Genomic DNA, 21,824 nt, shown 5'->3' with positions numbered 1-21,824 from the left:
CGGGTACTCACCCCGCATGCGCACCATCCTGCGGCGCCTTCCATGGCGCAAGAAGCCGACCCGTACGGCAACCGAGGAAGTCCTGGAGGAGGTCAAGCAGCAGGGCCACGAGGACGACACCGACACCACCCGGGGCACCGGAGGCACCGGGGGCGACCCGATCACCCCGAGCCTCCACGCCAACCGGAACAGCGCCAGGGGCCGCCCCGAGGGACGGCCCTCCGAAGGCACCCCCTGACCCTGGACCGGTCCCGGAGCGAGGATCCGTACCGCCGGGCGATGGACGGTGACGCCCCCGGACGGGCCACCACAACGAGCGCGCACGCTCGTCCGGTCGGTGCAATGGACGCGTGACCGCGAGCCCCGACGACTGCCTCGCCCGCAACGAGTGGATCTGCGGTGAGTATCTGCGCACCCGCCGCCACATCCTCCTCGACGCGGTGCTCCAGCATGTGCAACTGACCGCGGTCTCCGTGCTGATCGGCCTCGCCATCGCCGTACCGCTGGCCCTGCTGGCCCGCCGCTGGGGCTGGGCGGCCGGTCCCGTCCTCGCGGTCACCACGGTCCTCTACACGATCCCGTCCCTGGCGATGTTCTCGCTGCTGCTGCCCCTGTACGGGCTGTCGGCGGCCCTGGTGGTCGCCGGGCTCGTCCTCTACTCGCTCACCCTGCTGGTCCGCAATGTGCTCGCGGGCCTGCACGCGGTCCCCGAGGAGACCCGGCAGGCCGCCCGGGGGGTCGGATACGGCCCGATCCGGCTGTTGCTCGCCGTCGAACTGCCGCTCGCCCTGCCCGCCGCCATGGCCGGGCTCCGTATCGCCACCGTCTCGGCGGTCTCCCTCGTCACGGTCGGCGCGATCGTCGGCTTCGGCGGGCTCGGGAACCTGATCTATGCGGGCATGAACACATACTTCAAGGCACAGGTGCTCACCGCGTCCGTGCTGTGCGTGCTGATCGCGGTGGCGGCCGATCTTCTGCTGCTCGGCGTGCAGCGGCTGCTCACACCCTGGACGAGGGCGACACGTGGATGAGGACCCTCAGCGGCACCTGGCACTGGCTCATCGACCCGGCCCACTGGGCGGGTGACGACGGCATCCGGCACCGGTTGGAGCAGCATCTCGTCCTGACCGCGGTCTGTCTGCTCATCAGCTGTGTGATCGCGCTGCCCGTCGCGCTCGTCCTCGGCCATCTCGGCAGGGGCGGCGCGCTCGCCGTCAACATCTCCAACGTCGGCCGTGCCGTCCCCACCTTCGCGGTCCTGGTCCTGCTGCTGCTCACCCCGATCGGCACCTGGGGCGAGGGCCCGACCGTCGTCGCCCTCGTCCTGTTCGCCGTGCCGCCACTGCTCACCAACGCGTACGTCGGCATGCGCGAGGTCGACCGCAGCGTCGTGCGGGCGGCGCGGGGGATGGGGATGACCGGTGGGCAGACGCTGTTCCACGTCGAGCTGCCCCTTGCGCTCCCGATGGTCCTCAACGGTGTACGGATCGCCGCCGTACAGCTCGTCGCGACCGCCACGATCGCCGCCCTCGCGGGTGGCGGCGGACTCGGTCGCATCATCACCGCGGGCTTCAACCTGGCCAGTACGCCCCAGGTCGTCGCCGGGGCGGTGCTGGTGGCCCTGTTCGCACTGATCGTCGAGGGGATCTTCGAGGCCGTCGAGCGGCTGGCCCCGCGCGGGACACGAGGCCCGCGATGAGACGGTACGCGGCGATCGCGACCGTGCTCCTGGTCGCAGGCTGCGCGACGGGCCCCTCCCTGGAGACCCGCGGTCGGATCACCGCCTCGCCCGGCGACAGCAGACATCTGACCGTCGGCTCGGCCGGCTTCACCGAGAGCGACCTGCTCGCCCAGATGTACGCACTTCTGCTGACCCAGGCCGGGTACCGCACGTCCATCCTCACCGTCAACAACCGCGAACTGTACGAACCAGCCCTGGAATCAGGGCAGATCGACGTCGTGGCGGAGTACGCGGCCACCTTCGCGGACTGGCTCGACGCCAAGACCCATGGGGCCGGCGCCGCGCCCGTCGGCTCTCCGGACCTCGACGCCACCATGAAGGCCCTGCGGAGACTGGCGGCGCCCCGTGGGCTCACGGTGCTCGACCCCGGCCGGGCGGTCGACCAGAACGCCTTCGCGGTGACGCGGTCCTACGCCCGCCGGCACCACCTCACCACACTGAGCGACCTCGGCAGGTCGGGTCTGGGGGTGCGGCTCGCGGCCGGTGACGAATGCGTCCAACGGCCTTACTGCGAACCCGGGTTGCGGAAGACGTACGGCATCGACGTCATCGGCGTCGACCCCAAGGGCGTCGGCACCACCCAGGCCAAGCGGGCCGTCCAGAGCGGGCGGGACCAGATGGTGCTGACCACCACCACGGACGCGACCCTCGACGAGTTCGGGCTCGTCCTGCTCGCCGACGACAAGCACCTCCAGAACGCGGACTACATCGTCCCCGTCGTCAACCGCTCCCGCGCGGGCGGCGAACGCGTCACCAGGGCACTGGGCGCGCTCAACTCCGTACTGAGCACGCGGGACCTGGCGTCGATGAACCGTCAGGTCGACAGCAGGCGGCGGCTTCCGCAGGACGTGGCCCGCGCCTACCTCAAGGACAAGGGGCTGGTGAAGTGACCTCGTGGCGCCCACCTCTCAGCGCAGGAAGCCGATGTGCACGTGATCGTGGTGGGTGTCGTCGCTGAAGAACTGGCCGGACGTCGCGCCGCCCGACAACTGGACCGGCCCGCCGACGTTGTAGGACCCGGCGGCCGCCGCGTCCCGCATGAAGCGTTCGACCAGAGTCCGTGGTGCGGCCGGGTCGACCACCGCCCGGCCGTCGATCCGCCAGACGTCGAACGCCCGGCCGCGTGGATGGTCGCTGGGCCGGTTGGTGCCGAAGACGTTCAGCGGATGCCCGGAACGCACCACACTCACCTCCATCCGATACGTCCTCGCCAGCCACAGCATCGCGCTCGGCACGCTGTCGTGGACCAGGCCGCTGCGCAGGTCGGCCTCCGCCGCGGGTGGCAGCACGATCCGGGTGTCCGCCAGTACCGCGCGAACGGCCGCCGACGGCGAGCCGACCGCCGCGCCGGGCTGCGCGGGGTGCAGGGCGGTCACGGTCCACGCGGACCCGGTCCGTACCAGCCGTACGTCGACCGTCGTACCGCCCGCGACGATCCGGGCACCGTGCCGGGTCCACTGCCGGCACACCACCAGCACGCTCGACGCATCCGTGAGGATCCCGCCGTACTGTGCGTCCACGACCTGCAGCGCGGCCGCGTCGGCGGACGGCAGCAGAGTCCCCGCCTGACCCACCAGACCGGTGGGCAGGCGCAGCGCGGCAACCCGGGCCTCGGCCGCGGCCGTGCCGCCCTTCCCGGCCGGCCACGCGCCGATGGCCTCGACGAGCTGGACGGCGCGCAGCTTCACCTCGGGGTCGACCTCGGCGGACGTGGGGCGCCAGGGTGTGGTGCGCGGAAGAGCGCCGGGCACGGGGGAGCCCGTGGGAGAGGCAGTCGCCGACGGCGAACCGGGGGTGTGCCGGGGCGAGCCGCCGCCCGTACAGCCGGCGGCTGCGGCGCCCAGCAGCGCACCGGCCGCGCCCCGCAGCACGACCCGCCGCTCGATCGTCCCTCCCTCGGGCCCAGCCTGACGGGTCATGCGCTCCAGTGTCCGCTCCCCGGGCCTCGTGCGCACGGCACGGGCCCGGGCGTTCCGGTGCCCGCATTCGGGTCGCGGCGGTCCTTCCGGCGCCTTGCGAGGTGCGGTGCCAGACCACGCGACCCGGGCGGGCATAGTGCAAGGACCCCTTATGCGTCCGCCACCGAGTCGAACGACACTTGCCCCCGCGAGATGCCACGCGCGTCCGCGTCCACCGAGCGGCGCAGCGCCTCGTGGAGCTTCGCCGGGGTCAGCACACCCAGGAAGCGCGCCCCGTCCAGCACCGCGACCCACCCGGCGTCATGCTGGAGCATCACCCCGAACGCCTGCTTCAGTGGAGCGCCCACCGGAACCCAGGAGTTCATCCGGTGGGCATGGTCACGGACGACGCCGCCCGCGCCGAGTGCGTCGGCCCCGACCCAGCCGTGCAGAGAGCCCTCGGCGTCCAGCACGACCGCCCAGCGCGCGCCCTCCCTGTGCAGTCGGGCCGCCGCCCGCCCGGCGGGCTCGTCGAGCCGCGCGGTCGGGGGCTGCTCCAGATCGCTCGGCTGGATCTCCGTCACCGACAGTCGCTTCAGCCCCCGGTCCGCGCCCACGAACTCGGCGACATACGGCGTGGCGGGCGTGCCCAGCACCGCCCCCGGTGTGTCGAACTGCTCGATGCGCCCCTGCCCGTACACCGCGATCCGGTCGCCGAGCCGTACGGCCTCCTCGATGTCGTGCGTGACCAGCAGCACCGTCTTGCGTACGGCCTCCTGCATCCTCAGGAACTCGTCCTGCAACTGCTCCCGCACCACCGGGTCGACGGCGCCGAACGGTTCGTCCATCAGCAGGACGGGCGGATCCGCCGCCAGCGCCCGCGCCACCCCGACCCGCTGCCGCTGACCGCCCGACAACTGGTCGGGGTAGCGCGGCCCGTACGTCGTCGGGTCCAGCCCCACCAGGTCGAGCAGTTCGGCGGCCCGCGCCCGTGCCCTCGTCTTCTTCCAGCCGATCAGGTACGGCACCGTCGCCGTGTTGTCGAGGACCGTACGGTGCGGGAACAACCCCACCTGCTGGATCACGTAGCCGATCCGGCGCCGCAACCGCACCGGGTCCACGGTCGCGATGTCCTTGCCACCCAGGAAGATCCGGCCCGCGGTCGGCTCGATGAGCCGGTTGACCATCATCATCGTGGTCGTCTTGCCACAGCCGGACGGTCCCACGAGTGTGACGAGCTCGCCCTCGTCGACCTCCAAGGACAGGTCGTCCACAGCTGTCGTGCCGTCCGGATACCGCTTGGTGACCTGTTCGAACCGGATCATTCCCTCACGCTAACGGCACCGGTCGTACCCCGCCCACCAGCGGCGTCCCGGACGGCACGGCCTCGTACCGGTGCCTCCAAGGGCGGCTACGAGGTGACCTCGGTCCTGTCCTGATCGCTCACCAGCACCACCTCCAGGGTGCGCGGACCGTGCACCCCCTCGACCCGCTCCAGCTCGATGTCGCTGGTCGCCGAGGGCCCGGAGATCCAGGTCAACGGGCGGACCGGGTCGAGGCGTTCGAGGGCCTGTGGGACGGAGGCGACGACCTGGTCGGGGACCCGCACGACGCAGATGTGGTGGTCCGGCACCAGAGTGATACGGCGGCGCCCCTGATCGGGTCCGCCGTCCAGCACGACGGTGCCGGTCTCGGCGACGGCCACCGCACACCCGGTGACGACGCTGTCGACCCGGTCCAGCTCGTGCGCGGTGCCCTCGGCCCGATCCGGGACCAGCTCCGCGTCGGCCGCCGCGAGCCACCGCGGATCGAGGCCCGGCGGTACCAGCACCGTCCGGGCGCCCCGCTCGGCGAGCAGCCCGGCGATCACCGCAGCCAGCGCGTCGGCCGTGCAGCGGTGCACGATCGCCCGGTAGTCCGCCAGGTTCTCCGCCAGCAGATCCACCGTCTCCTCGACGGTGCGCTCGCCGTGCTGCCTCGGATAGTCGCGGGAAACGGCCTGCTCGTACGGCGTGTCGTCCTCTGGGACGTCCGCCAGTGCGCGCCGCACCCGGCCCAGGATCAGATCCCTGCTGCTCACCTCGTGTCCTTCCCCCCGTGCGTACGCCGCCACCAGTCGCGGAACGGTTCCGCGGGCACCGCCGGCAGGTCCCGGCTCGCGCTCCACGCCCTGCCGGGGCCCGGCAGCGTCCGTGGATGGAAGCGGCGGGAGTGCGAGACCAGCCGCTGGCCGGTGCGCAGCGCGCCGGGGTGGCTGAACGCCCAGCGTGCCGCCCGCATCGCCGCCCGCTCGGCCGCGTGCCCCTTCGCCGGCTTCAGGACCACCTTGTTGCCGCCGCGTGTCACGGGGCCGCCCTCCACGACCCGCTCCCGCAGATGCACCAGCACCTCGGGGATGTCGATGGCGACCGGACATACCTCGTAGCAGGCTCCGCACAGCGAGGACGCATAGGGCAGCGAGGCGTCGATCTCGCTCTGGGTGCCCCGCAGCTGCGGGCTGAGGATGGCGCCGATCGGCCCCGGGTAGACCGAGCCGTAGGCATGGCCGCCCGCCCGCTCGTACACCGGGCAGACATTGAGACACGCCGAGCAGCGGATGCAGCGCAGCGCCTGGCGGCCGACCTGGTCGGCGAGCGTGTCGGTGCGGCCGTTGTCCAGCAGGACCAGATGGAAGGTCTGCGGCCCGTCGGCCGTCCGGGAGTCCGTCGTCCCCGTCCATATGCTCGTGTACGGGTTCATGCGCTCGGCCGTCGAGGAGCGGGGGAGCGTCTGCAGGAACACCTCCAGGTCCCGCCAGGTCGGCACGATCTTCTCGATGCCGACGACCGAGATCAGCGTCTCCGGGAGCGTGAGGCACATCCGCCCGTTGCCCTCCGACTCGACCACCACCAGCGTGCCGGTCTCGGCGACCATGAAGTTCGCGCCCGAGATCCCGACCTTGGCGCGCAGGAACTTCTCGCGCAGATGCAGCCGGGCCGCCTCGGCGAGTTCGGCGGGCGTGTCGGTGAGCCCCTCGGGAGCCGGGCGGCCCCATGCGCCCATCCGGGAGCGGAAGATGTCGCGGATCTCGCCGCGGTTGCGGTGGATGGCCGGGACCAGGATGTGCGAGGGCCGGTCCCTGCCCAACTGCACGATCAGTTCGGCGAGATCGGTCTCGTACGCCCGGATGCCCTCCGCCTCCAGCGCCTCGTTGAGACCGATCTCCTGCGTGGCCATGGACTTGACCTTGACTACCTCCGACTCGCCGGTCGCCTTGACCAGTTCGGTGACGATCCGGTTGGCCTCGTCCGCGTCGGCGGCCCAGTGCACCGTGCCTCCGGCGGCCGTGACCGACTCCTCCAACTGCACCAGGTAGCGGTCGAGGCGGCGAAGGGTGTGGTCCTTGATCTGCCGGCCCGCCTCCCGCAGCTCCGCCCAGTCGGACACCTCCGCGACCGCCTTGGCGCGCTTCGCGCGGATGGTGTGGGTGGCATGCCGCAGATTCCGGCGCAGGGTCCGGTTGCCGACCGCCTCGTGCGCGGCCTCCGGGAACGCGGGCATCCCGACGAACGTCCGGCTCATACGACGCGCCCCCTCACCGGGACGGTGACACTCATACCAGCGGCTCCTCTTCCGTACTCGCCAGGATCTCCGCGATGTGGACGGGCCGCATGCCGACCCGCAGCCGGGCCAGCGTCCCGCCGATGTGCATCAGACAGGAGTTGTCGGCCGAGCACAGCACCTCCGCGCCCGTCGACTCGGCGTTGCGCACCTTGTCGGCGCCCATCGCGGCCGAGACATCCGCGTTCTTCAGGGCGAAGGTGCCCCCGAAGCCGCAGCACTCCTCCGCGCCCGGCAGTTCGACCAGCTCCAGTCCCCTGACGGCCCGCAGCAACCGTGTGGCACGGTCGCCCAGACCGAGGCTGCGCAGACCGTGGCAGGTCGGGTGGTACGTCACCCGGTGCGGGTAGTACGCGCCCACGTCCGTCACTCCGAGCACGTCCACCAGGAACTCCGTGAGCTCGTACGTCTTCGGGACCACGGGCGCCAGCGTGGCCGCGAGCGTGTCCCCGCGTCCCTCGGCCCGGGCGCGCTCACCCAACCGGGGATACAGCTCACGCACCATCGCCCCACATGACCCCGACGGCGTCACGATCGCCTCGTACTCCCGGAATACATCGGAGAACTTCACCGCAAGCGGCTCGGCCTCATGTCGATAGCCCGTGTTGTAGTGGGCCTGCCCACAGCAGGTCTGCGCCATCGGGAAGTCGACCTCGACGCCCAGACTGGTCAGGAGTTTCACCACGGCGCGCCCGGTATCCGGATAGAGCGTGTCGTTGACGCAGGTCAGGAACAGAGCGACACGCATCGCGGCTCCTTGTGGTCGGTCATCGGATGAGTGCAGGGTAATCGGCGGACGCGGCCTCGGGGAGACCCCGGCTCACGGCGTGCCGAGCAGCGACTCCGCGTCGCGCCAGGGTGCCGTGTCACCTTGCGGCTCGTATCGTGTCAACGGCTGGGTCTCGGCGAGCAGTCGACGCATCCGCGCACGGTCGCCGACCAGCCCGTGGGCCCGGGCCTGGACAAGGACGTTCCCGAGCGCCGCCGCCTCCGTCGGGCCCGCCACCACCGGCAGCCCGCAGGCGTCGGCGGTCAGCTGGCACAGCAGCGCGTTGCGGGTGCCGCCGCCGACGATGTGCACGACGTCGACCGGGCGGTCGGCCAGTCGCCGGGCGTCCGACACGGCCCGGCGGTGGGCGAGCGCGAGCGAGTCGAGGATGCACCGGGTGACCTCGGCGGGTGAGCCCGGCACCGGCTGCCCGGAGGCACGGCACGCCTCGGCGAGGCGCCCCGGCATCCGGCCCGGAGCCAGGAACGCCGCGTCTCCCGCGTCCACGACCGACCGCAGCGCCGGTACGCCGGCGGCCGCGGACAACAGCGCCGGCAGATCCGGATCGCCCCACTCCCGCAGGCACTCCTGGAGCAGCCACAGCCCCATGATGTTGCGCAGGTAGCGGACCGTGCCGTCCAGCCCCAGCTCATTGGTGAAGTTGGCGGCGCGGCTCGCCTCGGTCAGCACCGGAGCGTCCAGCTCCAGCCCGGCCAGGGACCAGGTGCCCGTGCAGATGTACGCGAACCGCTCGGTCGTGGCCGGCACCGCGGCCACCGCGGACGCCGTGTCGTGCGAGCCGACCGTCGTCACCGGTACCGGACCCGTCAGCCCCGTCTCCTCCAGTACCTCCGGCCGCAGCACGCCCGCCGGGTCGCCGGGCCGGCGCAGCGGCGCGAACAGGCTCAGGTCGACACCCAGCCGGCCCGCGATGTCGTACGACCAGTCGCGCGTGCGCGGGTCGATCAGCTGCGTCGTCGACGCGTTGGTCAGCTCGGTGCCCTGCTCGCCCGTGAGCCAGTAGATGAGCAGGTCCGGAACGAGCAGCAGGCGCCTCGCCCGGGCCAGAGCCGCCGAGGAACGGGCCGCCGTCAGCCGGTAGAGCGTGTTGAAGGGCGCGTACTGCAGTCCCGTGGCCGCGTACAGTTCGGCGGCCGGCACGGTTGCCCACACCTTCTCCGCGACGTCCTCGGTGCGGGCGTCGCGGTAGTGGACCGGGTTGCCCAGCAGCGCTCCGTCCGCGTCCAGCAGGCCGTAGTCCACGGCCCAGCTGTCGATGCCGATCGAGTCGACCCGGCCGGCCGCGCGCAGCCCGTCGAGGACGCCCGCGTACAGCGAGAGGATGTCCCAGCGCAGCCCCTCGGGGACCCGTACGGGCCGGTTGGGGAACCGGTGCGCCTCGGTGAGCTCCAGCGTGCCGGGGCCCACCCGGCCGACCATGACGCGCCCGCTGGACGCCCCGAGGTCGACCGCGGCGTAGGACGCCACTGCGGCGCTCATCGCAGGAACGCGGCCGCCACACCCGCGTCGACCGGGATGTGCAGTCCGGTGGTGTGTGTCAGGTCCCCGCCGGTCAGTGCGAAGACGGCGTTCGCGACGTGCTGCGGCAGCACCTCCCGCTTGAGGATGGTCCGCTGGGCGTAGAACTCGCCCAACTTCTCCTCCTCCACCCCGTACACGGCGGCCCGCTGCGCCCCCCAGCCGCCCGCGAAGATGCCCGAGCCGCGCACCACACCGTCCGGGTTGACACCGTTGACGCGGATGCCGTGCTCGCCCAATTCGGCTGCCAGCAACCGTACTTGATGGGCCTGGTCGGCCTTGGTCGCCGAGTACGCGATGTTGTCGGGCCCGGCGAAGACGGCGTTCTTGGAGGCGATGTAGACGATGTCACCGCCCAGTCCCTGCGCGATCATCACGCGGGCCGCCTCGCGCGAGACCAGGAACGAGCCCCGGGCCATGATGTCGTGCTGGAGGTCCCAGTCCTTCGCCGACGTCTCCAGCAGCGGCCTGGAGATGGAGATACCCGCGTTGTTGACCACGAGATCCACGCCGCCGAAGGCCAGCACCGCCGCCCGGAACGCCTCGCAGATCTGCTCCTCGGACGTGACGTCCACGGTGACGGCGAGGGCCCTGTCCGCCCCGCCGAGCTCCTCGGCGACCCGCTCGGCGCTGTCCGCGTCCAGGTCCGCGACGACAACACAGGCGCCCTCGGCCACCAGCCGGTGCGCGATGGCCCGGCCGATCCCGCTGCCGGCACCCGTCACCAGCGCGACCCTCGTCGCGAGCGGCTCGGGCCTCGGCATCCGCTGGAGCTTGGCCTCCTCCAGCGCCCAGTACTCGATACGGAACTTCTCCGACTCCTCGATGGGCGCGTACGTCGACACGGCCTCCGCCCCGCGCATCACGTTGATGGCGTTGACGTAGAACTCGCCGGCCACCCGGGCGGTCTGCCTGTCCTTGCCGAAGGAGAACATGCCGACGCCGGGCACGAGCACGATCGCCGGGTCGGCGCCGCGCATCGCGGGGGAGTCGGGCAGGGCGTGCCGCTCGTAGTAGGCGGCGTACTCCTCGCGGTAGGCGGCGTGCAGCTCCTTCAGCCGGGCGGTCGCCTCGTCGAGCGGAACGGTCGGCGGCAGGTCGAGGACCAGCGGCCGGACCTTGGTCCGCAGGAAGTGGTCCGGGCAGGAGGTGCCGAGTACGGCCAGCCGCGGGTGCTCCGCGCGGGCGAGGAAGTCGAGGACGACGTCCGAGTCGGTGAAGTGACCGACCTGCGCCCTGTCCCGGGAGGCCAGCGCACGGACGTACGGGGCCAGGGCCGCGGCCCGCTCCCGCCGCTCCGCGTCCGGCAGCGCCTCGTACCCCTCGATCACCGGCCCGAAGGGCTCCGGCTTCCCTCGTACGGCGAGGAAGGCCTCGGCGGCGCGGATGATGTGGAGCGAGTTGCGCTCGCACTCCTCGGCGGTGTCCCCCCACGCGGTGATGCCGTGGCCCCCGAGAACGCAGCCGATGGCTTCCGGGTTGGCCTCCCTGACGGCCGCGATGTCCAGACCCAGCTGGAAGCCGGGCCGCCGCCACGGCACCCACACCACCGTGTCGCCGAAGCACTCGGCGGTCAGCTTCTCCCCGTCGGCCGCGCAGGCGAGCGCGATTCCGGAGTCGGGGTGCAGATGGTCCACGTGGCCCGCGTCCACCAGACCGTGCATGGCGGTGTCGATGGAGGGGGCCGCTTGGCCCTTGCCGTGCAGGCAGTAGTCGAACGCGGCGACCATCTCGTCCTCGCGCTCGACCCCCGGGTAGACGTCCTTCAGGGCCCGCAACCGGTCCAGCCGCAGCACCGCGAGCCCCGCCTCCGTGAGGGTACCGAGGTCGCCACCGGACCCCTTCACCCACATCAGCTCGACCTCACCGCCGGTCACGGGATCGGTGTCGCTGCCCTTCGCGGAGGCGTTGCCACCGGCGTAGTTGGTGTTACGGGGATCGGCACCGAGCCGATGGGAACGGGCGAGGAGGGCGGCGGCTGCAGGGTGGGGTGCCATGGGTGTCGAGTCCTTTGCGGCGAGCGGGTACGGCCCTTCTTGAATCGTTTCAGGAACGTAGTGGGAGCGGTGCAGCCCCGTCAAGACGTCGACGTCGTTCCTCAGGCGCGGGCGACACGCACCACGCCGAAGACGTTGGTGTCGAACAGCGTGCGCTCATGTCGGTGGTCGGCGCCGCCCGCGCCGACCACCGCTCCACGCGTCCCGGTGACACGTTCAGCCAGGACACCCGTCTTCCCGGGGCCGCCGGGACCGGCCAGGTCCGTGCGCCCTAGCGGTTCCGGGCGAGTTGCTCCACCCGGCCGAGCACGTGTTCGACGGAGTGCTCGGATTCGGGCTTCAACAGGACGCTGCGCAGGACGCGTGCGTCGTCGGCGTCCGCGGTCAGCTTGGGATGGCGTGCGGTGAACGCCTCACGGCTCGCTGTGAAGGTGCTCAGGAACACCGGATCGGGCTCGGTCATACCGGCGGCCAGGATGCGTGCGGAAGCGGCGTCGATGGCGCTCAGGGAGGCGGACTCGACGGCCGGGAAGTAGGTGACGATGTCCAGTTCGGGCTGCTGGTAGAGCTCCAGGGCGTCCGACGCGGTGATGAGTTCGGCCCATCTCAGCGCGGCCCGCCGGCTGGCGGCCAGGACCCGGCCGAGCCCGTCGGGGGTGGGCGGCAGGAGCTGGAAGGTGAGCCACAGGGCCGCGGCCGACGCTCCCGCGCGCGAGCACTCCAGGCTGATCTCCCCGAGGTGCAACTCGCTGGAGGTGAAGTAGGTGTAGGGCGAGTCGTGGAGATAGAAGCGTCCCACCTCGGGATCGCGGAAGAGTACGGCACCACAGCCGTAGGGCTGGAGCCCGTGCTTGTGGGGATCGACCACGATCGAGTCGCACTGCGCGATGGCCCGCCAGGGGGCGGGCGGGAGTCCGGCGGGGCCGTCGGCGCCTGCCAGGAGGGTGAAGAAGCCGCCGTAGGCGGCGTCCACGTGGATGCGGACGCCGTGGCGCTCCCGCAGCGCCAATGCCTCGTGGACGGGGTCGACGGCCCCCAGTCCGGTGGTTCCCGCGGTGAGGACCACCGTCCCCACCTTCCCCGTACGCAGCAGGCCTGCGAGCGCGTCGAGATCGATGCGGCCGCCGCTGTCCGTCCGTACGGGGTGGCCTTCGAGGCCCAGGAGATGGCACATGCGGCCATGGGTGTAGTGGGCGTCCTGGCTGTAGGCGATGCCCCGGCCCGGGTGCAACTCCCGGGCGACGAACAGCGCTTCGAGATTGGCGATCGTGCCGCTGGTGGTGAGGTGGCCGAGGTGGGTGTCGTAGCCGAACATCGCGGCGAGCCGCGCTACGGCCTCACGTTCCATCCGGGCGGTGGCGGGGCCGCCGTCCAGGGCGTGGTTGTTGGGGTTGATCAGCATGGCGGTGAGGTAGCCGACCACCGCGGCCGGGTGCGGCGGCTTGAGCATCTGCCCCGCGTAGCGCGGGTGGAAGAAGGGGTAGTTGTCCTCCAGTCTCCCGGTGAACTCCTGGAAGGCCTCGGCGAAGCGGTCGTCGTCGACCCGGAGCGACGGGTGTGCCTCGTAGGGACCGAAGGTGTCGGCCCACTTCTGTATCGCGTCGGTGGCTCGGCCGAGCCAGTGCCGCAGATCCACTGATCTCTCCCTCTCCCTGGCGGGTGCTGCCTCCCCGGCGGAGTGCTGCGCCCACCATAGAATTTCACTGATCGCTCAGCAAATGAGGAATCAGGTAAATAGGCCCATGAGTGAGTGAGTGCTCAGTGAGTGAGCGCTCAGTAGATGATGGAGCAGTAAGCTCGGGGCATCGGCAGAGGGGCCCGACCGGGCTGACATGGAGTCGGAGGGTTCAGACAGGTGAATGCCGCGATCCGGCAGGGCGACGAAGCCGCCCATGCCGCCAACAGCAGCCTCGTTCGCGATTTCGGCCTGCTGATCAAGTCCGCGACCCGGCTGGAACAGCGGATCGACGCGGCGCTGCGGCGGGAGTGCGGGATCAGTCACACGATGCTGGAGGTCCTCATCCGGCTGTGCCGGCAGCCCGACGAAGAGGTCTCCCAGCGTCGCCTGGCGGACGACCTCACGCTCACCAGCGGCGGCACCACTCGCCTGATCGACCGCATGGAACAAGCCGGTCTGGTCCGACGGCTGCCGTCTCCCGAGGACCGCAGAAGCGTCCTGGTGGAGCCCACGGAGCACGGTCGTACGGTATTCCTTCGGGCCTCCGCAGTCCACGCGCGCGTCGTCGAGCAGTACTTCGTCAACCCGGTCGACCCTCAGGACTACGCACGGCTGACCCGGGCGCTGGGCGAGATCGACCGGGCGCTGCGCGAGGAGGGCGGGTGAGCCGAGCGGCTCGGGCATGACACCGGCCTCGCCGTGTCGGACCGCCTCGGTCGACCGGGCGCTGCGCGGGGAGGGCGGGTGAGCCGAGCGGCTCGGCCATGACACCGGCGTCGACGCGTCGGACCGCCTCGGCACGTCGGACCGCCTCGGCACGTCGGACCGCCCCTCACGTCGGACCACTCGGCGCGCCGGAGCACTCAGCGCGCCGGACCGCCTCGCATGTCAGACCACCTCGGTATGTCAGACCGCCTCAGCGCGCCGGGCCGCCTCGGTACGGTCAGCACATGAGAGCCAACGGAACCTTCATCGTCAAAGCGTTCGTCCCCACCGAGTTGAAGGCCGAGCCGGCCGTTGCCACCGGGCTGCCGGTAGGTGTCGCGACCATCGAGAAGCACTTCGAGGGAGAGGCCGCCGGTCGCTCGGCGACCCTGTTCACCGCCGCGTTCGACCAGGCGACCGGCGTCGGCACATATGTGGCCATGGAGTCGTTCGAGGGGTCGCTGCACGGCCGGGAGGGCTCCTTCAACTTCGTGCACTCGGCGACCACGTCCGGCGGTGACCGCACCGCGGAGTTCTTCACCATCGTGCCCTCCAGCGGCACCGGCGACCTGACCGGCATCTCCGGCACCGGAGGGATCACGGTCGACGCCGACGGCACGCATCGCATCCGGTTCGACTACGAGCTCGGCTGACCGGGCACCCGCCCGTGGTCCGCGCGGCCGGGACCCCGCCGATGTGCCGGTCTCGGCTCTCGGGCCTTGCCGGGGAACCTCAGGCGCCCCAGCCGGCCTGCTGTCCGCCGACCCGCTCCTCGGTGATCTTCTTCGCCCAGCCGGAGCGGTGATACGCGGCCATCGGGTCGCGGTCCAGGCCGAGTTCTTCGCGAAGTTCGGCGAGCAGGGGGCGTACGTCGGTGTTGTAGGCGTCCATCAGCACCGCGTTCGCCCCGAGGACGTCACCGGACCTCTGCGCGGCGTTCAGGGCGTCGCGGTCGACGAGCAGCGCCTTGGCGGTGGCCTCCTGGACGTTCATGACCGAGCGGATGATCGCGGGGATCTTCGCCTCGATGTTGTGGCATTGGTCCAGCATGAAGGCGACATCATCGGTGAGGCCTCCGCCGCGGATGACTTCGTACATGATGCGGAACAACTGGAAGGGGTCGGCGGCACCGACCATGAGGTCGTCGTCGGCGTAGAAGCGTGAGTTGAAGTCGAATCCGCCGAGCTTGTCCTTCCTCAGGAGGGTGGCGACGATGAATTCGATGTTGGTGCCGGGTGCGTGGTGTCCGGTGTCGACGACGACCTGGGCCTTCTCACCGAGCTCCAGGCAGTGGGCGTATGCCGTCCCCCAGTCCGGGACGTCGGTGGTGTAGAAGGCGGGCTCGAAGAACTTGTACTCCAGCAGCATGCGCTGTCGGTCGCCGAGCCGTTCGTAGACCTGGGCCAGGCCTTCGGCGAGGCGGTCCTGCCGTTCCCGGATGTCGTCCTGGCCGGGGTAGTTCGTGCCGTCGGCGAACCACAGCTTCAGGTCCCTTGATCCCGTCGCGGCCATGATGTCGACGCACTCGAAGAGGTGGTCGAGGGCCTTGCGGCGAACCCGCGCATCGGGATGACAGATGCTGCCGAGCCTGTAGTCGTCGTCCTGGAAAGTGTTGGAGTTGATCGTGCCCAGCTTCAGGCCCCGCTCCTGCGCGTATGTGGCCAGCGCGGCGTAGTCGTCGACCCTGTCCCAGGGGATGTGCAGCGCCACGGTCGGCGCCACCCCCGTGAACTCGTGCACCTTCGCGGCGTCGTCCAGCTTCTCGCGCGCAGTGCGCGGGACCCCCGGTTGCGCGAACACCTTGAACCGCGTGCCCGAGTTCCCGTACGCCCACGACGGCGTCTCGACGGCCTGGGTCTTCAGCGCGGCCTTCACCGCGGCGAGCTCGGTCACTTCGGGGCTCCTGTGGCGTCGGTTGGAGCGACAACTCCATGAAACGATTCAGGATGGGAAGCTATGAGTCCTCCTATGAGGTGTCAAGCCTTCCGTCGGACCCTGCTTCCCGTGACTCCCCTGTGACCTTTGGCCATCGAAAGTATTTCGGCCCGACCCCATTGACGTCACATGGCTGGCGCGCCTAACGTCCCGGCAACCCAGTTGAAACCTTTCACGACGCCGTGAGGCCCCTCCGGGCGTCGTCGAGGAGCTCCCATGACCCACCCGTCCGACACGGGTCCGGCCCCGGTGCTGGCGCTCAGGGACATCTCCAAGTCCTTCGGCGCGGTGCGCGCCCTGAGGGACGTGTCCCTGGAGCTGTTCCCCGGCGAGGTGCACGCCCTCGCCGGCGAGAACGGCGCGGGCAAGTCGACCCTCATCAAGACGCTCGCCGGGGTGCACCGACCGGACGCCGGTCAGGTGCTGCTCGACGGTGAGCCGACCGTCTTTCACGGACCGGCCGACGCGCGCGACGCGGGCATCGCCGTGATCTACCAGGAACCGACCCTCTTCCCCGACCTGTCGATCGCCGAGAACATCTTCATGGGCCGTCAGCCCCGCCGCGCGCTGGGCCGTATCGACCACAAGGCCACCCACGCGGCCACCGCCGCCCTGATGCGGCGCCTGGGTGTCGACCTCGACCCCGAGCGTCCGGCGCGCGGTCTGTCGATCGCTGACCAGCAGATCGTGGAGATCGCCAAGGCCCTCTCCTTCGACGCGCGGGTTCTGATCATGGACGAGCCGACGGCCGCCCTGACCGGCAGTGAGGTGGCACGCCTCTTCGGCGTCGTCCGTACGCTGCGCGAGCAGGGCGCGGCGGTGCTGTTCATCTCGCACCGGCTGGAGGAGATCTTCGAGATCTGCCGGCGGGTGACCACCCTGCGCGACGGCGCCCTGATCTCCAGCGAACTGCTGGACGGGATGACCGAGGACGAACTGGTCCGCCGGATGGTCGGCCGCGACCTCGACGAGCTCTACCCCAAGCAGGACGTGAAGCCCGGTGAGGTCGCCCTCAGCGTGCACCGGCTGACCCGTGAGGGCGTCTTCACCGATGTGTCGTTCGACGTGCGGCGGGGTGAGATCGTCGGTCTGGCCGGGCTCGTCGGCGCCGGCCGTACGGAGGTGGCCCGGGCCGTCTTCGGCATCGACCGCTGGGACGCGGGCGAGGTCGAGGTCGAGGGCAGGGCGCTGACCAACGGCGCGCCCTCGACCGCCATGGCCGCCGGGCTGGCCCTCGTGCCCGAGGACCGGCGCGCCCAGGGCCTGGTGATGGACATGTCCATCGAGCGGAACATCGGCCTGACCGGGCTGCGTACGACGGTGAGGGCCGGGCTGATGGACCGCGGCGCCGAGCGCAGCCGCTCCCTGGATTGGGCGGTCAGGCTCCGGGTGAAGTACGCCCGGATCGCCGACGCCGTGTCGACCCTGTCCGGCGGCAACCAGCAGAAGGTCGTGCTCGCCAAGTGGCTCGCCACCGGGCCCAAGGTGCTGATCGTCGACGAGCCCACCCGGGGCATCGACGTCGGTACGAAGGCCGAGGTGCACCGGCTGCTCAGCGAGCTGGCCGGCGACGGGGTGGCCGTCCTGATGATCTCGTCGGACCTGCCCGAGATCCTCGGCATGGCCGACCGCGTCCTCGTCATGCGCGAGGGCCGCCTCACCGCCGAGATCCCCCGCTCCGACGCCACCGAGGAGTCCGTGATGGCCGCAGCCACCGGGAGGGCCGCCGCATGACGGTCACGGCTCCCAGTCCCGCCCCGGCCGCCGAGGTGCCCAAGTCCAGCGGCACCCGCCTGGTGGACCGCGTCTTCAGGATGCGCGAACTCGCCATCCTGGTCGTGTTCCTGGTGATGATCGCCGTCACCCAGGCGGGCAACAGCCAGTTCCTGTCCGAGCAGGGCATCAAGGACCTGCTGCTGAACGCGACCATCCTGGTGCTGGTCGCCACCGGCCAGTCTTTGGTGGTGATCACGAGGAACGTCGACCTGTCCGTCGGCTCCACGCTCGGCATCAGCGCCTTCGCGGCCGGGACCTATCTGCACGGCGGCGGGAACGCGGTCGTCGCGATCGCCCTGGCGGTCCTGCTGGGCGTCGGCTTCGGCCTGCTGAACGGGCTGCTGGTCAGCCTGGGCCAGGTGCCCGCCCTCGTCGTCACCCTGGGGACGCTCTACATCATCCGGGGCGTGGACTCGATCTGGGTCGGCCCACGGCAGATCACGGCGGCCGATCTGCCCGGCGGTTTCGTCGACTTCGGCTCCGGCGGCGTCTTCGCCGTGCCCGGTCTCGCGCTGATCGCCCTCGCGGTCCTGATGACCACGGCGTACTACCTCAAGCACTTCGGCAGCGGACGGGAACTGTACGCGCTCGGCTCCAACCCCGAGGCCGCCCGGCTCGCCGGCATTCCCGTCCGCAAGCGGATCCTGGCCGCTTACACCTTCTGCGGCGCCCTCGCCGGTCTCGCGGGCGCCCTGTACCTGGCCCGGTTCGGCAACGTCGACTCCGGCACCGGCAACGGCTATGAACTCACCGTCGTCAGCGCGGTCGTGGTCGGCGGCGTCGTCTTCACCGGCGGCTCCGGCGGCGTGTACGGAGCCGCCCTCGGCGCGCTCCTGCTGACCTCCATCAACAGCGTGCTGCCCGCCCTCGGCGTCAGTTCCGTGTGGGTGCTCGCCATCAACGGCATCCTGCTCCTCCTGGCCATCGCCGTCGACCGGATCGTCGCCCTGCGCGTGGCCCTGGCCCTGAAGAAGAGGAACGCCCGCCATGCCTGACTCGTTGACGCGCGCGATCCGCTGGGACACGGTCGTCGGCGCGCTCCTCCTCGTCCTCCTGCTGCTGTCGTTCTCCTTCGTGGACGGCTTCGGCAACGCCCTCAACCTGTCGTTCCTCATCGGCAACGCGCTGCCCATCGCGCTGATCGCCCTGCCGATGACCCTGCTCGTGGTCGCTGGGGAGATCGACCTGTCGGTCGCCTCCACCGCCGGACTGTCCGGCGCGGTGATGGGAGCCCTGTGGAACCAGGGCATGGCGATCGAGACGATCATTCCGATCTGCCTGCTGCTGGGTGTGGTGTGCGGGCTGGTCAACGGCCTGCTGGTGACCCGGCTGGGGCTGCCCTCGCTCGCCGTCACCATCGGCACGCTCGCCGCCTACCGGGGCATCGCACAGATCGTGCTCGGCTCGGACGCCGTGACCGACTTCCCCACCCGGTACCTGGACTTCGCGGCCGGACGCGTCGGGAACACCTTCCTCCCGCAGGCGTTCCCGCCCTTCCTCGTCCTGCTCGCGATCGCCGTGGTCGTGCTGCACGCCACCCCCTTCGGCCGGTCGCTGTTCGCGGTCGGTGCCGGCGAGGAGGCCGCCCGGTTCGCCGGTGTCCGGGTCAAGCGGCAGAAGCTCATCCTGTTCACGGTGACCGGCCTGATGGCCTCCCTCACCGGCGTGTTCTGGGCCCTGCACTACGCCAGTGCCCGCTACGACAACGCCACCGGCCTCGAACTCTCCGTCGTCGCGGCCGTGTTGCTCGGCGGCATCGACTTCGACGGCGGCAAGGGCACGCTCGGCGGCGCGATCGCGGGCGTCTTCCTGCTCGGTGCCCTGCAGAACGTGATGAGCCTGCTCAACGTCTCGGCGCAGTCGCAGATCGTCGTCACCGGCGTCCTGCTCGTCGTCTCCGTGCTCGGCCCCCGGGTCGCACGCCAGATCTCCGTCGCGAGGGCGGGCCGTAGCGCCGCCTCGACTCCGACCTCGTAACTTGGCCCACCCTCGTAAAGGACCATCGTCATGCACAAGTCATCGATCCGTCGTGCCTGTGTGGCCCTCGCCGCCGTCACCTCCCTGGCCCTCGCCGCGACCGCCTGCGGCGGCACAACCAAGAACGACGTCAAGAACGAGAGCGGCGGCTCGGCCACCCCGGGAGGGAAGGCGGACCCGAACGCGCCCCTCAAGAAGGGCCTGACCGTCGGCTTCCTGCCCAAGCAGGTCAACAACCCCTACTTCACCGCCGCCGACAAGGGCGGAGAGAAGGCGCTCACCGAACTGGGCTCGAAGTACCGGGAGGTCGGCCCGAGCAGCGCCACCGACACCAGCGGCCAGGTGAGTTACGTCAACACGCTCACCCAGCAGCAGGTGAGCGCCATGGCCGTCTCCGCCCAGGACCCGGGCGCCCTGTGCACCGCGCTCAAGCAGGCGATGAGCAACGGCATCAAGGTCGTCACCTACGACTCCGACACCAAGCCCGAGTGCCGGGGCGCCTTCGTGTCGCAGGCCAGTGCCGAGGACCTGGGCCGCACCGAGGTGCAGCTGCTGGCCGAACAGATCGGCTACCAGGGCGAGATCGCGATCCTGTCCGCCGCGCAGACCGCGACGAACCAGAACACCTGGATCGACTACATGAAGGACGAGCTCAAGGACCCCAAGTACAAGAACATCAAGCTGGTCAAGATCGCCTACGGCAACGACGACGCCCAGCAGTCCTTCCAGCAGACCCAGGGCCTCCTCCAGGAGCACCCGAACCTGAAGGGGATCATCTCCCCGACCACCGTCGGCATCAAGGCCGCCGCCCAGTACCTGTCCGGCTCCAAGTACAAGGGCAGGGTCAAGCTGACCGGCCTCGGCACCCCCAACGACATGCGCAAGTACGTCAAGAACGGCACCGTGGACGCCTTCGAGCTGTGGGACCCCGCCAAGCTCGGCGACCTCGCCGCCCGCACGGCCGTCGCCCTCGCCTCCGGGCGGATCACCGGCAAGGAGGGCGAGACCTTCAAGGCCGGCGACGCCACGTACACCATCGGCAAGGACGGCGTGATCAACCTCGGCAAGCCGACCGTCTTCGACGCCAAGAACATCGACCGGTTCGCCTTCTAGGGCCTGTGTGAGGTCGTGATCAATCTCGGGTTCTGGTCCCGTGCGGGGACGGGACCTGGTAGGACGATGGATGTGACACGTAGGCAACTCACCGACGAGCAGTGGAAGTTCATCGAGCCGTACCTGCCGATAGGCGAGTACGGTCCGTACCCCGAGCGGCTGCGGGAGCAGTTCGAGGGGGTGATCTGGCGGTTCCGGTCCAGCGCCCAGTGGCGCGAGATGCCCTCCGAGTTCGGACCGTGGGCGACCGTCTACGGGCGCTTTCGCGTCTGGCGGGACGCTGGAGTCTTCTCCGCTCTTCTGGAAGGCATGATCGCCGAGGCCGCTCGCCGGGGACAGACGGACTTATCCCTGGTCAGCGTGGACTCCACTACTTCCCGCGCCCACCACGACGCGGCCGGGATGCAGCTCGGCAAGGACATCATGGACGCCCTTGAGGAAGCCGCCGCCGAGCAGGAGCGGGCCCAACAAAAAGGGGCGGCCCGCCGGGACAGAACGGGCAGGACGGCGGCGACGACCCCGAGCAGGAAGAGCGACGGCGTATCAGGCGACGGCGCAAGCTCCGCTTGAACCAAGCCCTGCTCGGCAGATCCCGTGGTGGACTGACGAGCAAGATTCATCTCGCCGCGGACCGCAGGTGCCGCCCGCTGTCCCTCGTGCTGACCGCAGGACAGGCCGCTGACAGCCCGCAGTTCGTCCCCGTGCTGCAGAAGATACGGGTCCGTCTTCCTGTCGGCCGGCCTCGAACCCGGCCCGGCGCTGTCGCCGCGGACAAAGCCTACTCGTCCCGCGCTAACCGTTCTTACCTGCGGAAACGCAACATCAAGGCAGTCATTCCTGAGAAGAAGGACCAGGCCGCCAACCGTAAGAAGAAGGGCCGCCGAGGCGGCCGCCCCACGTGCCACGACAGTGATCTTTACAAGGAGCGGAACACGGTCGAGCGGCTCATCAACAAGCTGAAGGCCTGGCGGGGCATCGCCACTCGATACGACAAGACGCCCGAGAGCTACCTCGCCGGCCTCCACCTCCGTGCCTCAATGATCTGGATCAACGACCTGCTGAAGGCAACTGGCTGATCACAACGTCACACAGGCCC

At 70.5% G+C, this 21,824-nt stretch carries 19 protein-coding genes and 1 pseudogene; 11 read left to right on the top strand and 9 right to left on the bottom strand.

The window, feature by feature from the left end; genetic code table 11:
• The first annotated feature begins 16 nt into the window (after positions 1-16).
• From ASC56_RS36660 to ASC56_RS36645, 4 genes are all read left to right on the top strand, one after another.
• The gene (locus ASC56_RS36660; protein ID WP_055495938.1) at positions 17-238 is read left to right on the top strand and encodes a hypothetical protein; all 222 of its coding nucleotides are present in this window, start codon (positions 17-19) and stop codon (positions 236-238) included.
• 112 nt (positions 239-350) lie between these two features.
• Entirely contained in the window at positions 351-1,031 is a 681-nt protein-coding gene (locus ASC56_RS36655) for an ABC transporter permease (RefSeq protein WP_055495937.1), read from the top strand.
• The gene (locus ASC56_RS36650; protein WP_055495936.1) at positions 1,028-1,699 is read left to right on the top strand and encodes an ABC transporter permease; all 672 of its coding nucleotides are present in this window, start codon (positions 1,028-1,030) and stop codon (positions 1,697-1,699) included. The genes ASC56_RS36655 and ASC56_RS36650 overlap by 4 nt, the downstream gene beginning before the upstream one ends.
• Positions 1,696-2,631 (top strand): ABC transporter substrate-binding protein, encoded by a 936-nt coding sequence (locus tag ASC56_RS36645; protein WP_055495935.1) that lies wholly within the window; start codon positions 1,696-1,698, stop codon positions 2,629-2,631. Before ASC56_RS36650 ends, ASC56_RS36645 begins: the two co-directional genes overlap by 4 nt.
• Positions 2,632-2,649: 18 nt before the next feature.
• Here the strand turns inward: ASC56_RS36645 and ASC56_RS36640 are convergent, their stop codons facing one another.
• From ASC56_RS36640 to ASC56_RS36605, 8 genes are all read right to left on the bottom strand, one after another.
• A complete protein-coding gene (locus tag ASC56_RS36640) occupies positions 2,650-3,660 on the bottom strand; it encodes a hypothetical protein (protein ID WP_055495934.1) in 1,011 nt (336 codons plus the stop codon).
• A gap of 149 nt (positions 3,661-3,809) precedes the next feature.
• Positions 3,810-4,964 (bottom strand): betaine/proline/choline family ABC transporter ATP-binding protein, encoded by a 1,155-nt coding sequence (locus tag ASC56_RS36635; RefSeq protein ID WP_055495933.1) that lies wholly within the window; start codon positions 4,962-4,964, stop codon positions 3,810-3,812.
• Positions 4,965-5,050: 86 nt separating this feature from the next.
• Positions 5,051-5,719, bottom strand: coding sequence for a lactate utilization protein C (locus tag ASC56_RS36630; RefSeq protein WP_055495932.1), 669 nt, complete (start codon positions 5,717-5,719; stop codon positions 5,051-5,053).
• Entirely contained in the window at positions 5,716-7,200 is a 1,485-nt protein-coding gene (locus ASC56_RS36625) for a LutB/LldF family L-lactate oxidation iron-sulfur protein (protein ID WP_055495931.1), read from the bottom strand. Before ASC56_RS36625 ends, ASC56_RS36630 begins: the two co-directional genes overlap by 4 nt.
• A 31-nt stretch (positions 7,201-7,231) precedes the next feature.
• Complete coding sequence (locus ASC56_RS36620; RefSeq protein ID WP_055495930.1) at positions 7,232-7,987, bottom strand: (Fe-S)-binding protein; 756 nt, start codon at positions 7,985-7,987, stop codon at positions 7,232-7,234.
• 72 nt (positions 7,988-8,059) lie between these two features.
• Complete coding sequence (locus ASC56_RS36615) at positions 8,060-9,508, bottom strand: rhamnulokinase family protein (protein ID WP_234377251.1); 1,449 nt, start codon at positions 9,506-9,508, stop codon at positions 8,060-8,062.
• Positions 9,505-11,544 carry a bifunctional rhamnulose-1-phosphate aldolase/short-chain dehydrogenase gene (locus tag ASC56_RS36610; protein ID WP_055495928.1) on the bottom strand — a complete coding sequence of 680 codons (2,040 nt, stop codon included), beginning with the start codon at positions 11,542-11,544 and terminating at the stop codon, positions 9,505-9,507. The genes ASC56_RS36615 and ASC56_RS36610 overlap by 4 nt, the downstream gene beginning before the upstream one ends.
• A gap of 271 nt (positions 11,545-11,815) precedes the next feature.
• Complete coding sequence (locus ASC56_RS36605) at positions 11,816-13,180, bottom strand: aminotransferase class I/II-fold pyridoxal phosphate-dependent enzyme (RefSeq protein WP_055495927.1); 1,365 nt, start codon at positions 13,178-13,180, stop codon at positions 11,816-11,818.
• Between the two features lie 219 nt (positions 13,181-13,399).
• On the opposite strand from ASC56_RS36605, the gene ASC56_RS36600 reads away from it, so the two are divergent.
• Entirely contained in the window at positions 13,400-13,888 is a 489-nt protein-coding gene (locus ASC56_RS36600) for a MarR family winged helix-turn-helix transcriptional regulator (protein ID WP_055495926.1), read from the top strand.
• Between the two features lie 284 nt (positions 13,889-14,172).
• Positions 14,173-14,580, top strand: a complete 408-nt coding sequence (locus ASC56_RS36595) for a DUF3224 domain-containing protein (RefSeq protein WP_055495925.1) — start codon at positions 14,173-14,175, stop codon at positions 14,578-14,580.
• 79 nt (positions 14,581-14,659) lie between these two features.
• Here the strand turns inward: ASC56_RS36595 and rhaI are convergent, their stop codons facing one another.
• Complete coding sequence (gene rhaI / locus ASC56_RS36590; protein WP_055495924.1) at positions 14,660-15,820, bottom strand: L-rhamnose isomerase; 1,161 nt, start codon at positions 15,818-15,820, stop codon at positions 14,660-14,662.
• Between the two features lie 258 nt (positions 15,821-16,078).
• Between rhaI and ASC56_RS36585 the strand changes: the two genes are divergently transcribed.
• The 5 genes and pseudogenes from ASC56_RS36585 (at position 16,079) to ASC56_RS39225 (ending at position 21,804) form a co-directional block, all read left to right on the top strand.
• A complete protein-coding gene (locus ASC56_RS36585; protein WP_055495923.1) occupies positions 16,079-17,596 on the top strand; it encodes a sugar ABC transporter ATP-binding protein in 1,518 nt (505 codons plus the stop codon).
• Positions 17,593-18,633, top strand: a complete 1,041-nt coding sequence (locus tag ASC56_RS36580) for an ABC transporter permease (protein ID WP_055495922.1) — start codon at positions 17,593-17,595, stop codon at positions 18,631-18,633. The genes ASC56_RS36585 and ASC56_RS36580 overlap by 4 nt, the downstream gene beginning before the upstream one ends.
• A complete protein-coding gene (locus tag ASC56_RS36575) occupies positions 18,626-19,615 on the top strand; it encodes an ABC transporter permease (protein WP_055495921.1) in 990 nt (329 codons plus the stop codon). Before ASC56_RS36580 ends, ASC56_RS36575 begins: the two co-directional genes overlap by 8 nt.
• Before the next feature lie 30 nt (positions 19,616-19,645).
• A complete protein-coding gene (gene rhaS, locus ASC56_RS36570; protein ID WP_055495920.1) occupies positions 19,646-20,728 on the top strand; it encodes a rhamnose ABC transporter substrate-binding protein in 1,083 nt (360 codons plus the stop codon).
• Between the two features lie 72 nt (positions 20,729-20,800).
• Positions 20,801-21,804, top strand: a pseudogene (locus tag ASC56_RS39225) (IS5 family transposase).
• Positions 21,805-21,824 lie beyond the last annotated feature (20 nt).

Origin of the sequence: Streptomyces sp. TP-A0356, from assembly GCF_001417775.1 — a bacterium.
In the GTDB taxonomy this organism is placed as follows: domain Bacteria; phylum Actinomycetota; class Actinomycetes; order Streptomycetales; family Streptomycetaceae; genus Streptomyces.
This window is presented reverse-complemented; position numbering and strand designations above follow the sequence as displayed.

Bases quoted from the DNA above. Each gene is read 5' to 3' on its own strand.
- ASC56_RS36660 (WP_055495938.1), top strand. From the start codon at position 17: ATGCGCACCATCCTGCGGCGCCTTCCATGGCGCAAGAAGCCGACCCGT.
- ASC56_RS36635 (WP_055495933.1), bottom strand. From the start codon at position 4,964: ATGATCCGGTTCGAACAGGTCACCAAGCGGTATCCGGACGGCACGACA.
- ASC56_RS36585 (WP_055495923.1), top strand. From the start codon at position 16,079: ATGACCCACCCGTCCGACACGGGTCCGGCCCCGGTGCTGGCGCTCAGG.
- ASC56_RS36640 (WP_055495934.1), bottom strand. From the start codon at position 3,660: ATGACCCGTCAGGCTGGGCCCGAGGGAGGGACGATCGAGCGGCGGGTC.
- ASC56_RS36575 (WP_055495921.1), top strand. From the start codon at position 18,626: ATGCCTGACTCGTTGACGCGCGCGATCCGCTGGGACACGGTCGTCGGC.
- ASC56_RS36625 (WP_055495931.1), bottom strand. From the start codon at position 7,200: ATGAGCCGGACGTTCGTCGGGATGCCCGCGTTCCCGGAGGCCGCGCAC.
- rhaS (WP_055495920.1), top strand. From the start codon at position 19,646: ATGCACAAGTCATCGATCCGTCGTGCCTGTGTGGCCCTCGCCGCCGTC.
- ASC56_RS36615 (WP_234377251.1), bottom strand. From the start codon at position 9,508: ATGAGCGCCGCAGTGGCGTCCTACGCCGCGGTCGACCTCGGGGCGTCC.
- ASC56_RS36645 (WP_055495935.1), top strand. From the start codon at position 1,696: ATGAGACGGTACGCGGCGATCGCGACCGTGCTCCTGGTCGCAGGCTGC.
- ASC56_RS36610 (WP_055495928.1), bottom strand. From the start codon at position 11,544: ATGGCACCCCACCCTGCAGCCGCCGCCCTCCTCGCCCGTTCCCATCGG.
- ASC56_RS36580 (WP_055495922.1), top strand. From the start codon at position 17,593: ATGACGGTCACGGCTCCCAGTCCCGCCCCGGCCGCCGAGGTGCCCAAG.
- ASC56_RS36595 (WP_055495925.1), top strand. From the start codon at position 14,173: ATGAGAGCCAACGGAACCTTCATCGTCAAAGCGTTCGTCCCCACCGAG.
- ASC56_RS36620 (WP_055495930.1), bottom strand. From the start codon at position 7,987: ATGCGTGTCGCTCTGTTCCTGACCTGCGTCAACGACACGCTCTATCCG.
- ASC56_RS36650 (WP_055495936.1), top strand. From the start codon at position 1,028: ATGAGGACCCTCAGCGGCACCTGGCACTGGCTCATCGACCCGGCCCAC.